The 11,585-nt window shown below is 71.5% G+C and carries 14 protein-coding genes; 8 read left to right on the forward strand and 6 right to left on the reverse strand.

The genetic code is table 11. The features are described 5' to 3' along the window. Positions 1-58 precede the first annotated feature (58 nt). The gene (locus tag ACYVF7_RS01110) at positions 59-1,213 is read right to left on the reverse strand and encodes an ArsA family ATPase (RefSeq protein ID WP_460333422.1); all 1,155 of its coding nucleotides are present in this window, start codon (positions 1,211-1,213) and stop codon (positions 59-61) included. After that, positions 1,210-2,205, reverse strand: a complete 996-nt coding sequence (locus ACYVF7_RS01115) for an ArsA-related P-loop ATPase (protein WP_460333425.1) — start codon at positions 2,203-2,205, stop codon at positions 1,210-1,212. Before ACYVF7_RS01115 ends, ACYVF7_RS01110 begins: the two co-directional genes overlap by 4 nt. A 124-nt stretch (positions 2,206-2,329) precedes the next feature. On the opposite strand from ACYVF7_RS01115, the gene ACYVF7_RS01120 reads away from it, so the two are divergent. From ACYVF7_RS01120 to ACYVF7_RS01140, 5 genes are all read left to right on the forward strand, one after another. After that, complete coding sequence (locus tag ACYVF7_RS01120) at positions 2,330-3,295, forward strand: SPFH domain-containing protein (RefSeq protein ID WP_460333428.1); 966 nt, start codon at positions 2,330-2,332, stop codon at positions 3,293-3,295. A 23-nt stretch (positions 3,296-3,318) separates the two neighbouring features. Further along, positions 3,319-3,474 (forward strand): DUF4177 domain-containing protein, encoded by a 156-nt coding sequence (locus ACYVF7_RS01125; protein ID WP_252781158.1) that lies wholly within the window; start codon positions 3,319-3,321, stop codon positions 3,472-3,474. Continuing rightward, the gene (locus tag ACYVF7_RS01130) at positions 3,471-3,932 is read left to right on the forward strand and encodes a RidA family protein (RefSeq protein ID WP_460333431.1); all 462 of its coding nucleotides are present in this window, start codon (positions 3,471-3,473) and stop codon (positions 3,930-3,932) included. The genes ACYVF7_RS01125 and ACYVF7_RS01130 overlap by 4 nt, the downstream gene beginning before the upstream one ends. A gap of 74 nt (positions 3,933-4,006) precedes the next feature. Then, a complete protein-coding gene (locus ACYVF7_RS01135; protein ID WP_460333434.1) occupies positions 4,007-4,867 on the forward strand; it encodes an NUDIX hydrolase in 861 nt (286 codons plus the stop codon). A 189-nt stretch (positions 4,868-5,056) separates the two neighbouring features. Further along, on the forward strand, positions 5,057-5,836 hold the full coding sequence (locus tag ACYVF7_RS01140) for an MBL fold metallo-hydrolase (protein WP_460333437.1): 780 nt from the start codon (positions 5,057-5,059) through the stop codon (positions 5,834-5,836). Between the two features lie 15 nt (positions 5,837-5,851). On the opposite strand, the gene ACYVF7_RS01145 is transcribed toward ACYVF7_RS01140, so the two are convergent. Beyond that, entirely contained in the window at positions 5,852-6,538 is a 687-nt protein-coding gene (locus tag ACYVF7_RS01145) for a Crp/Fnr family transcriptional regulator (protein ID WP_460333440.1), read from the reverse strand. Between the two features lie 84 nt (positions 6,539-6,622). Between ACYVF7_RS01145 and nth the strand changes: the two genes are divergently transcribed. The 3 genes from nth to ACYVF7_RS01160 all read left to right on the forward strand — a co-directional run bounded on the left by nth (position 6,623) and on the right by ACYVF7_RS01160 (position 9,318). Further along, positions 6,623-7,330 carry an endonuclease III gene (gene nth / locus ACYVF7_RS01150; protein WP_460333443.1) on the forward strand — a complete coding sequence of 236 codons (708 nt, stop codon included), beginning with the start codon at positions 6,623-6,625 and terminating at the stop codon, positions 7,328-7,330. 38 nt (positions 7,331-7,368) lie between these two features. Next, a complete protein-coding gene (locus tag ACYVF7_RS01155; RefSeq protein ID WP_460333446.1) occupies positions 7,369-8,040 on the forward strand; it encodes an NUDIX hydrolase in 672 nt (223 codons plus the stop codon). Between the two features lie 81 nt (positions 8,041-8,121). Then, complete coding sequence (locus ACYVF7_RS01160; RefSeq protein ID WP_460333449.1) at positions 8,122-9,318, forward strand: MarP family serine protease; 1,197 nt, start codon at positions 8,122-8,124, stop codon at positions 9,316-9,318. A gap of 178 nt (positions 9,319-9,496) precedes the next feature. Here ACYVF7_RS01160 and ACYVF7_RS01165 read toward each other — a convergent pair whose 3' ends face one another. The 3 genes from ACYVF7_RS01165 to ACYVF7_RS01175 all read right to left on the reverse strand — a co-directional run bounded on the left by ACYVF7_RS01165 (position 9,497) and on the right by ACYVF7_RS01175 (position 11,508). Beyond that, positions 9,497-9,973, reverse strand: coding sequence for a DUF309 domain-containing protein (locus ACYVF7_RS01165; RefSeq protein WP_460333452.1), 477 nt, complete (start codon positions 9,971-9,973; stop codon positions 9,497-9,499). Between the two features lie 82 nt (positions 9,974-10,055). After that, complete coding sequence (locus ACYVF7_RS01170; protein WP_460333455.1) at positions 10,056-11,003, reverse strand: alpha/beta fold hydrolase; 948 nt, start codon at positions 11,001-11,003, stop codon at positions 10,056-10,058. Positions 11,004-11,058: 55 nt separating this feature from the next. Next, positions 11,059-11,508: a phage holin family protein gene (locus ACYVF7_RS01175; RefSeq protein ID WP_460333458.1), complete on the reverse strand. Its 450-nt coding sequence runs from the start codon at positions 11,506-11,508 to the stop codon at positions 11,059-11,061. Positions 11,509-11,585: the final 77 nt, after the last annotated feature.

An 11,585-nucleotide genomic window follows, 5' to 3' on the forward strand; every position in this document is an offset into this window, starting at 1 on the left:
GCCGCGCCCGGCCGGCCAGGCTGAGCAAACCTCACCCGCGAGCACACGGACCGGCCCCTCAGGCGGCCGGTTCCTCCAGTTCGCCCGCGAGTCCTCGCGCGATGCACCTGAGTCCCTCGAGGTCGTGCACGTCTTCGGCCATGGCCGCGACCGTGGCCCGGGGCACCGTCGGGTGCGATGAGGTGAAGCTCTCGCACAGCCGCGTCTCCCGCGCGGTGACCTGCATCCGTTCGGCGTGCAGGCGCAGCAGCGCGGCGGCCAGCGGATGCGTCCCACGGTCGTTCAGGGTCTCCGCGGCGGCCTGGCTGCGTACGGCCGACAGCTCCGAGGCGTCCGAGCGGTGCACGCGGTTGACGACCAAACCGGCCAGCGGCATCTGCTCCTCGGCGAGGCGCTCGACGAAGTACGACGCCTCGCGCAGCGCGTCGGGCTCCGGAGCGGCGATGACGAGGAACGCCGTGCCGGGCGCCTGCAGCAGGCGGTAGGTCTGCTCCGCCCGCTCGCGGAACCCGCCGAACATCGTGTCGAAGGCCAGCACGAACGTCTGGACGTCCTTCAGCAGCTGCCCGCCGAGCACCTTCGTGATCGCGCTGGTGAACATCCCGAAGCCGGCGGTCACGACCTTCATCCCGAACCGCCCGCCCGCCTTGGCCGGGGCCATCAGGATCTTGATCAGGCGGCCGTCGAGGAACCGCCCCATCCGCTCCGGCGCGTCGAGGAAGTCCAGGGCCGACCGGGACGGCGGCGTGTCGACGACGATCAGGTCCCAGTCGCCGGACCGGTGCAGCTGGCCCAGCTTCTCCATCGCCATGTACTCCTGCGTGCCAGACAGGCTGGACGACAGCGACTGGTAGAAGGGGTTGGCCAGGATCTGCCGCGCGCGTTCGGGCTCGGCGTGCGCCTCGACGATCTCGTCGAAGGTGCGCTTCATGTCGAGCATCATCGCGTACAGCTCGCCGTCGACGCCCTCGACGAGGCGCGGGGTGTTGTCCAGCTCGGTGAGGCCGAGCGCCTGGGCGAGCCGGCGGGCCGGGTCGACGGTGAGCACGACGACGTCCCGGCCGCGTTCGGCGGCGCGGACGCCCACGGCGGCGGCGGTCGTGGTCTTGCCGACACCTCCGGACCCGCAGCAGACGATGATCTTCGTCTCGGGATCGTCGATCAGGTCGTCGATGCAGAAGGCCGGCGCGTCCTTCTCGGCTGCGGCGCTCACGCTGCTCCTTGCGTCCTCAGGTCGGCGGCGAGCTCGTACAGGCCGGCGAGGTCCATGCCGTCGCTGAGCATCGGCAGCTCGTACTGCGGCACGTGGGCCTCGGCCAGGCTGGCCTTCTCACGCTCCTGCAGGGCGGTGCGGCGCGCGTGGTCGGCGGCCTCGACGGCGAGGGCGTCGGCGATCTCGGCGGTGCGGTCCTCGATGCCGGCCGCCTTGATCCCCATGCGGATCGTCTCGACGTCGAGCTCGTCGCGGGCGGCCAGGACGAGGTCCTCCGGGTCGAGCAGCGGCGGCCGCACCATGTTGACCACCAGACCGCCGACGGGCAGGCCGATCTCCCGCAGCTCCGTGATCCCGTCCAGGGTCTCCTGGACGGGCATCTCCTCCAGGAGCGTGACGAAGTGGACCGCGGTCTCCGGGCTGCGGATCACCTTCATCACGGTGTCGGCGTGGTTGCGGATCGGGCCGACCTTCGCCAGCCCCGCGACCTCGGCGTTGACGTTGAGGAACCGGCCGATGCGGCCGGTCGGCGGGGCGTCCATCACCACCGCGTCGTAGACGAACCGGCCGCTCTTGTCGCGGCGGCGGACCGCCTCGCTGGCCTTGCCGGTGAGCAGCACGTCGCGCAGGCCCGGGGCGATGGCGGTCGCGAAGTCGATGAGCCCCAGCTTGGTGAGCGCCTTGCCCGCCCGCTTGAGGTTGTAGAACATCTCGAGGTAGTCGAGCATCGCCTCTTCGGGATCGACCGCGAGGGCGTGGACGTCGCCGCCGCCGGGCGCGACCGCGACCTTCCGCTCCTCGTACGGCAGCGGCGGGCAGTCGAACAGCTGGGCGATGCCCTGGCGGCCCTCGACCTCGGTGAGCAGGACCTTCCGGCCGCCCGCGGCCAGCGCCAGCGCGAGGGAGGCGGCCACCGTCGTCTTCCCGGTGCCGCCTTTGCCGGTGACGACGTGCAGTCGTACACCGTCCCAGTCGGTGTCTCTCCCGCTCACTCTTGTGAGGTTATCGTCCGTCCGCCGACGCGTTCGCAGCGCCTGAAAGTGACGTCTGACACCTCGGGGTATCCGACGACTAGTGTCGGACATGAGGGAATCGGCCGTCAGAAAGGTGAGCGCCGTGGCTGAAGCGGCATTCGTGCTCCTAGGAATCCTCGGATTCCTGATATTGCTGGTCATCCTGTCGTCGATCAAGGTCGTTCAGCAGGTCGAACGCGGCGTGGTCTTCCGCCTGGGGCAGGTGCAGCCGCAGTTCCGGCCTCCGGGCCTGACGCTGATCTTCCCCGTGATCGACCGGATGACGAAGGTCAACATGCAGACGGTCGCCATGGGGGTCCCCGCGCAGGAGGGCATCACGCAGGACAACGTCAGCGTCCGCGTCGACGCCGTCGTCTACTTCCGGGTGATCGACCCCGTTAAGGCGATCGTCAACGTACAGAACTACAACTGGGCGATCTCGCAGGTGGCCCAGACGTCGCTGCGTGCGGTCATCGGCCGGGCCGACATGCAGCAGCTGCTGTCCGACCGCGAATCGATCAACGCCGAGCTCCGCCAGATCATGGACGGCATGACCGAGGCGCCCTGGGGCGTCAAGATCGAGCGCGTCGAGATCAAGGACGTCTCGCTGCCGGAGGGCATGAAGCGGTCCATGGCGCGCCAGGCCGAGGCGGAGCGGGAACGCCGGGCCCGCATCATCGCCGCCGACGGTGAGTTCCAGGCGTCCAAGCGCCTCGCGGCCGCGGCCGAGGTCATGGCCCAGGACCCCGCCTCCCTCCAGCTGCGCCTGCTCCAGACGGTCGTCGAGGTGGCGGCCGAGAAGAACAGCACCCTCGTGATGCCCTTCCCCGTCGAGCTGCTGCGCTTCTTCGACCGCGCGGCCGGCGGCGACCAGACGCCGCGCGAGGGCACGGGCCGGCCCGACCTGGCCGAGCGCCTCGCCAAGGCCGAAGAGGAGCTCGCGCAGGCCGGCGAGCCGGTCTCGATCGACTCGGCCGACAAGGTGCCGCCCGTGGCCGGCATGGAGGAGCCGGAACAGCCGGGCATCGCCGCGCCCGTACGACCCGAGGAGCCGCCCGCGCAGAGCTGAGGCGCGCTACTAATGTTCACCCCATGAAGAAGTGGGAGTACGCGACCGTTCCGCTGCTCGTGCACGCCACGAAGCAGATCCTCGACAACTGGGGCGAGGACGGGTGGGAGCTCGTCACCGTCATCCCCGGCCCCAACCCGGAGAACCTCGTGGCCTACCTCAAGCGGGAGAAGCAGTGACGACGCCGGAGGAGCGGGTACGGGAGCTCGGGCTGGAGGTGCCGGACGTCGTGCCGCCGGTGGCGTCGTACGTCCCGACCGCCCGGACCGGGAACCTGGTCTACACGTCGGGGCAGGTGCCGATGGTCGACGGCAAGCTGCCCGCGACCGGCAAGGTCGGCGCCGAGGTGAGCGAGGAGCAGGGCAACGAGCTCGCCCGTACGGCCGCGCTCAACGCGATCGCCGCGCTCAAGGCCGAGGTCGGGGAGCTGTCGCGGGTGCGCCGCATCGTCAAGGTCGTCGGCTTCGTGGCCAGCGCCCCGGATTTCTTCGGCCAGCCGAAGGTGATCAACGGTGCGAGCGACCTGCTGGCCGAGGTGTTCGGCGACGCGGGCCGGCACGCGCGCAGTGCGGTGGGTGTGGCGGTGCTGCCGCTGAACGCCCCGGTCGAGGTCGAACTGATCGCCGAAGTCGAATAGCGTTCGGTCTGGAAGCCCGGGTCGTCGTCCTGCGCGACGGCGTCCCGGCCCACGCCTGAACGAGGAGGCCCCCCTTGACGGACGTCCCCGGCCTTCGGCTACCGGATCAGCTGGCCGAACGCGCGCGCGACATCGACGAGGGCCGGGCGGAGCCGGTCGCGTCACGGGACGCCTCGACGGTCGTCCTGCTCCGCGACGCCCCCGACGGCGGCCTCGAGGTGTACATGCTGCGCCGGGTGACGTCGATGCCCTTCGCGCCCGGGGCGTACGTCTTCCCCGGCGGTTCGGTGGACGCGCGCGACGGCGACCGTACGGTGGGCTGGACCGGGCCGTCGCCGCAGGAGTGGGGCGCGGCGTTCGGAGCCGGGGAGACCCTCGCCCGCGAGCTGGTGTGCGCCGCCGTACGCGAGACGTTCGAGGAGTCGGTCGTCCTCCTCGCCGGGCCCGCCCCGGACACGATCGCCCGTGACATCAGCGGCGACGACTGGGAGGCGGACCGCCTGGCCCTGCTCGACCGTTCGCTGTCGCTCGCCGCGCTGCTCGACAAACGCGGCCTGGTCCTGCGCAGCGACCTGCTGCGCCCCTGGGCGCACTGGATCACGCCGGTGTTCGAGGAACGCCGGTACGACACGCGGTTCTTCGTCGCGGCCCTGCCGGCCGGGCAGCGCACCCGCGACGTGAGTACCGAGTCCGACCAGGTGGCATGGGTACGCCCGCGTGAGGCGGTGGAGGCCGCCCGGCGCGGTGAGATGGCGCTGCTGCCGCCGACCTTCGTCACGCTCACCGAGCTGGCGGCGTACGACACGGTGGCGGCGGTGCTGGCCGCCGAACGGGCCGTGCGCCCCCGGCTGCCCGAGACCCGCGTGACCGACGACGGCGCCTACCTGATCCTGCCGCCGGAGCTCGACGGGCACGTCCCGGGAGCGCGGCCGTGACGGACGGGGGCGCGATGACGGGCGTCGACGGAATGGCCACCGAGCGGGCTCGGCCGTGACGGGTAGGGGCGCGATGACGCGTCGACGGAATGGGCATCGAGCGGGCTCGGCTGTGACGGGTGGGGGCGCGATGACGGGCGTCGACGGGATGCGTCCCGAGCGGGCGCGGCCGTGACGGATGGGAACGCGATGACGGACATCGACGGGATGGGCACCGAGCGGGCGCGGTGCGTGCTGGCCCCGAATCCCTCGCCCATGACGCTGGACGGCACCAACACCTGGATTCTCCGCGAACCGGGCGCCGAGCGGTCCATCGTCGTCGACCCCGGGCCGGAGCACGAGGAGCACCTGCGCCGGGTCGCCGCCGAGGCGGGGCGCGTGGCCCTCGTGCTGCTCACGCACGGCCACCCGGACCACGCCGAGGGCGCGCGGCGGTTCGCCGAACTGGCCGCCGGCGGCTCCCGTCCCGTGCCCGTTCGGGCCCTCGACCCGGCACTGCGGCTGGGCGAGGAGGGGTTGGCCGAGGGCGACGTCGTCGAGCTGGACGGGCTGGAGCTGCGCGTCATGGAGACGCCCGGCCACACCCCGGACTCGCTGTGCTTCTGGCTGCCGGGAGACCGGGCCGTCCTCACCGGCGACACGGTGCTCGGCTACGGCACCACCGTGGTGTTCCGGCTCGGGGACTACCTCGGCTCGCTCGACCGGCTACGGGCGATGGCCGAGGGGACCCGCGTCATCCTGCCCGGCCACGGACCGAAGCTCGACGACCCCGTCGCGGCGCTCGACCACTACATCGGCCACCGGCGCGAACGCCTCCAGCAGGTCGAGGCCGCGGTCACGGCCGGGGCGCGTACGGCCCGGGAGGTCGTGGAGCGGGTGTACGCCGACGTCGACCGATCGCTGTGGCCGGCCGCCGAATGGGCCGTCCAGGCACAGCTCGACTACCTCACCGAGCGCGGCGCGATCTAGCGCGAGCGCTTCCGCCTAGCGCGAGCGCTTGCGGAGGCGCTCGATGTCGAGGACCTGCACGGCGCGGGCCTCGATCCGCAGCCAGCCGCGCTGGGCGAAGTCGGCGAGGGCCTTGTTCACCGTCTCCCGGGACGCGCCGACGAGCTGGGCGAGCTCCTCCTGCGTCAGGTCGTGGTGGACGTGCAGTCCGCTCTCGCTCGGCTGGCCGAACCGTTCGGCGAGGTCGAGCAGGGCCTTGGCGACCCGGCCGGGCACGTCGGTGAAGACGAGGTCCGCCATGTTCTCGTTGGTCCGGCGCAGCCGCTGGGCGAGGGCGCGCAGCAGGTGGACGCTTATCTCCGGGTGCTCCTTGAGGAACGGCCACAGGTCGCTGTGGCCCACCCCCGCCAGGCGCGCCTCGGTGACGGCGATGGCGCTGGCCGTGCGCGGCCTCGGGTCGAACAGGGACAGCTCGCCGAACATCTCGCTGGGGCCGAGCACGCTCAGGAGGTTCTCCCGACCGTCTGGCGCCGTCCGGGTCAATTTGATCTTGCCCTCGAGGACGACGTAGAGTCGGTCGCCCTCCTGATCCTCGGAGAAGAGGGTCTGACCGCGGGACAGATGGACCTCTGACACGATGGCGCGCAGCGCCTTGGCCCCCTCCTCGTCGAGAGCTTCGAACAGCGGGGCCCGTCCCAGAACCTCCACGTCGCGGTCGTTCACATTTCCTCCTCGCTCACGCACGTCCACAGTGTGACGTACATCGCAGGATGAGTTTTGGTCGACCCCCCCGTTACCCTTGCGTTCGTGCCACGCAAACCGGAGACGCGTCTCGCCCTGGTACGCCGGGCTCGCCGGATCAACCGAGAACTTGCGGAAGTGTACCCGGACGCACACTGTGAGTTGAATTTCGACAACCCGTTCCAGCTACTGGTTGCGACGATCTTGTCCGCCCAGACGACGGACAAGCGGGTCAATATGGTCACCCCGACCCTCTTCGCGCGCTACCCGGCCGCGGCGGACCTCGCGGCGGCCGACCGCGAGGACGTCGAGAAGATCATTCAGTCGACGGGTTTCTTCCGGGCGAAGACCAACAGCCTGCTCAAACTCGGCCAGGAGCTGTGCGACCGCTTCGGCGGCGAGGTGCCGCACACCCTCGAGGAGCTCGTGACGCTGCCCGGCGTGGGCCGCAAGACCGCCAACGTCGTGCTCGGCAACGCCTTCGACGTCCCGGGCATCACGGTCGACACCCACTTTCAGCGGCTCACGAGGCGGTTCGGCTGGACCACCGAGACCGACCCGGTGAAGATCGAGTACGAGGTGGGGGAGCTGATCCCACGCAAGGACTGGACGATCCTGTCCCACCGGCTGATCTGGCACGGCCGGCGCATCTGCCACGCCCGGCGCCCGGCCTGCGGCGCCTGCCCGCTCGCCCGGCTCTGCCCGTCGTACGGTGAGGGACCGACCGATGAGGAGACCGCGCGCAAGCTGGTCAAGTCCGGTCCCTTCTCGTGACGGGGAAGGATCCGGAGGCCGGCTCCGTTGAACCCTCAATGATGTCGGTCGAACCCCCAATAGCGACGGACTGCCCGGAGTGGCTGCGCGACTTCGCGACCACGGCCCCCCGCATGCAGGTCCCCACCCTGTTCCGCCCCCCGGCGAACGGCGCCCGCGCCGCCGCGGTGCTCATCCTGTTCGGTGAGGGGCCCGACGGCCCCGACGTCCTGCTCCTCCAGCGTGCGGACACCCTTCGCAAGCACCCCGGGCAGCCGGCCTTCCCCGGCGGCGGCATCGACCCCGGCGACGGCGGGCCGGTCGGAGCCGCCCTGCGCGAGGCCGTCGAGGAAACCGGCCTCGACGCCACCGGCGTGACCGTCCTGGCGACCATGCCGGAGCTGTACATCCCGTACAGCAGGTATCGCGTCACCCCGGTCGTCGCCTGGTGGCGGGAGCCGTCCACCGTCGCCGCCGCCGACCCCCGTGAGGTCGCGTCGGTCGCCCGGGTCCCGTTGTCCGAGCTGACGGACCCCGCCAACCGGCTGCGCGTCCGCAGCCCCTCCGGCCATCTCGGCCCGGCGTTCCGCGTCCGGGGGATGCTGGTGTGGGGGTTCACCGCCAACCTCCTCCACACGGTCCTCGAGACGGCCGGCTGGGGCCGCTCCTGGGACACGACCCGGGTCGAGGACCTTCCCGCCGAGGTCATCGACCTCGCGGGCGGCGAGTAGTCCTCCGTTCGTACATCGCCGAATCGGAACTGGTCCGGGGAGGGGACGTCCTCGGCCCTCGATGCGCTATACGGTTGACCGGTGCTGGGCGATCACGTTCTTGATCTCATCCTGCTCGTGCTCATCGTGCTGTTCGCCATCTCGGGGTACCGGCAGGGCTTCATCGTCGGCGTGCTCAGCTTCGTCGGCTTCGTCGGGGGCGTCGTCCTCGGCATGCTGATCGCCCCGCCGTTGGTCAAGGCGGTCGTCGACGGGGCCGCGCAACAGGCGCTGCTCGCCGTCGTCATCGCCTTCCTGGCCGCGACCCTGGGGCAGCTGATCGCCTCCTCTGTCGGCTCCGCGCTGCGCAGCCGCGTCACCTGGGAGTCCGCTCGCAGCGTCGACGCCGTCGGCGGGGCGTGCGTCAGCAGCGTGGCGTTGCTCGTGGTGGCGTGGTTCATCGGCAGTGCCCTGGTCACCTCCCCGATCGTCTGGCTGCGCACCCAGGTGAAGAACTCCGAGGTACTGCACGGCGTCGACACGTTCATGCCGCAGCAGGCCGACACCTGGTTCTCCTCCTTCCGCGGGTTCGTCTCCAAGACGGAGTTCCCGCAGGTGTTCGGCGGGCTCGGCGGTGAGCCCATCGCCGAGGTGCCGCCCCCGGACACCAAGATCCTCACCACTCCCGAGCTGCAGGCGGCCGAGAAGAGCATCGTCAAGGTCATGGGGACGGCGCACAGCTGCCAGCGCCGGATCGAGGGCACCGGCTTCGTGTACGCCCCCGGCCGCGTGATGACCAACGCGCACGTCGTCGCCGGCGTCGACAGCGGCCCCACCGTGTACACCCTGGGCAAGGGCAACTACCGCGCCAAGGTCGTGCTGTACGACGACAAGCGCGACATCGCCGTCCTCGACGTCCCGGGCCTGAAGCTCCCCGCCCTGAAGTTCGACGAGGGCGGGCAGAGCCGCGACAACGCCGTCGTCGCCGGCTACCCGAAGAACCAGAGCTTCACCCCGCGCGCCGCCCGGATCCGCGCCAAGCAGAAGGCCAAGGGCCCGGACATCTACCACTCCGGCCAGGTCACTCGCGAGATCTTCGCCATCCGCGCGCTGGTCGAGCAGGGCAACTCCGGCGGCCCGCTGCTCGCGCCGAACGGCAAGGTGTACGGCGTGGTCTTCGCCGCAGCCCTCGACAACAAGGACACCGGATACGCCCTGACGGCCCACGAGGTCGCCCCGGACGCCCAGGCGGGCGTCGACGCCCGCGGAAGCGTCTCAACGGAGGCCTGCTCGGACTGAGCCACCGGACCAGGGCCTGCTCGGACCGAGCGTGCCGGCGGCATGTTGCGGACATGGCTCGCGGACGGGCCTTCTGGCCGGGCACGCTGTGCGTTCAGCGTTCGGGCGGCCTGCTCGGTATCAGCCCGAGGCGAGGAGGCCGCTCCCACGTCGGCGGCCGGCCGCGTCGCACCCGGCCTTACCGGACGCGCAGCCGGGGAGTCAGGTCCGCGTCCGTGATCGAGTCGAGGCCGTCGCGTTCGATGCGGTCGGCCAGCGCGTAGGCCGCGTGGGCGAGTTCGGCGGCCGCGATCCCGTGCGGCGCGCTCCCGGCGTATGGGGCGACGCGGTCGGCGGCGCGGCGCAGCAGCGTGGGGGCCCCTCGCGCGTTGCCACGCCGTACGTGCGTGAATCCGACGGCCAGCTGGGCCAGCCCCTGCCACAGGGGGCGTTCGGCGTCCGGAGCGGCCTTCCAGGCGGCTTCCAGGACCTCGTGAGCGTGGAAGGGGCGGTCGGCGTCGAGTAGCCGCTGTGCCTCGGTCAGCGCCTCGGCCGGCTCCGCGGCGTAGTCGTCGGGGACGCGGTCCTCTCCGACGGCGCCGTGCGGCAGCGGCCGGCCGTACGCGTCCCGGGGCCGTGCGTTGCGTGCTCGTCCCGCCTCATCGCGATCGCGCATGCCTCTATTGTCCGGCCTCAGCGCTCATCGCGATCGCGCACGACCCGTTTCTCGGTGTCGATCGCTCGGCTGGTGTCAGGCCTCATCCGGGACGGTGGCCCTCGGAGGCCGTGTAGCGGCCCGGTTCGGCGTCGGCGAGCCAGGAGAGGAGCTCAGTGTCGAAGGCCTCCGGGCGTTCCTCGTGGGGGAAGTGCCCGACTCCCTCGATGAGCCGCCACCGGTAGGGGGCGTCGACGTACCGGCCCGACCCCTGGGCGCTTCGGGGCAGCACGCAGCGGTCCAGCGAGCCGTGCAACTGCAGCGTGGGGACGCGGATGGGGGCGCGCATCCGGCGGGCGTACCGCAGGCCGTCCGGGCGCACGAGCGAGCGCACCGCCCAGCGGTGGTACTCCAGCGCGCAGTGCGCGACGCCGGGGATCTGGAAGGCCGAGCGGTACAGCCGCTCGCCGGCGGAGTCCGGCCAGCCGGGGGCCGACCAGGCGTGCAGCAGGCGGCCGACCTGGGCGGCGTCGTCCCGGACGAGCAGCCGCTCCGGTCCCATCGGCAGCTGGAAGCCGAGCGTGTGCCGGGCCGCCCAGCCCTGACCGCGTGGATCCGTCGCGATCGCGGTACGCAGGCGCAGTGGGTGGGGCGCCGACACCACGGCGAGCCGCTGGACGACGCGGGGCTGGTAGACGCCCATCGTCCAGGCCAGCAGGCCGCCCCAGTCGTGCCCGACGACGGTGGCACTGGCCGCGCCGAGCGCGCGGACCAGCCCGGCGGCGTCCCGGGCCAGCGTGATCAGGTCGTACCCGCGCGGTGGTTTGTCGCTTCCGCCGTATCCGCGCAGGTCGACGGCTGCCGCGCGGAACCCCGCGCCGGCCAGCGACACCAGCTGACGGTGCCACGACCACCAGAACTGCGGGAACCCGTGCAGCAGCAGGACGAGCGGGCCCTCCCCCACCTCGACGACGTGGAAGCGCGTGCCTCCCGCGCTCACCGACCGGTGTCGCCATGGACCATCGATCTGGACGACGGACTCGTCGGCCATGTCCGGCCCCCTCTTCATCGGCCCGCGGGCGTCACCCCGCGCCCGCCGGCGGACGTCACTCGGTCAGCGCGGGCTTCTCGTCCGAGTCGCCGCCCCGCCGCAGCATCGCGAAGTCCTCCATCACGGACTGCCGGGACCGTTTGGCGCCGCTCATCTTCTTCATCCGCCACAGGCCGATGAGGATGAGCACGGCCGCCAGCAGGACGTAGAAGCCCGCCACGATGAGGAACGCCGCCCAGTGCCAGATACCGGCCGCGACCAGGCCGTACGCGGCAGCGATCGACAGCAGGATGACGACGACGCCGCCGATGACCCCGGCCACGGCGAAGAGGGTCCCGCCGAGTGCGGCCTTCTTGGCGTCGCCCTTCAGCTCCAGTTTGGCGAGTTCGATCTCCGACTTGACGAGTCGTGACACACTGCCGGTGGCGATGGCGACCAGCTCGCCGAGTGATTTGTCGTCATACTGCCCGTTCGGATACTGCCCGTCCGGCCGTACCTCGGTCATGTTTCTCCTCTCAGTGCCGGTCGCCACTCTCTCGGATGGCGCGTGATCCGAATAGGCCGAATCGCCGATGAGGAGTG

Source organism: Actinoallomurus acanthiterrae, from assembly GCF_054775715.1.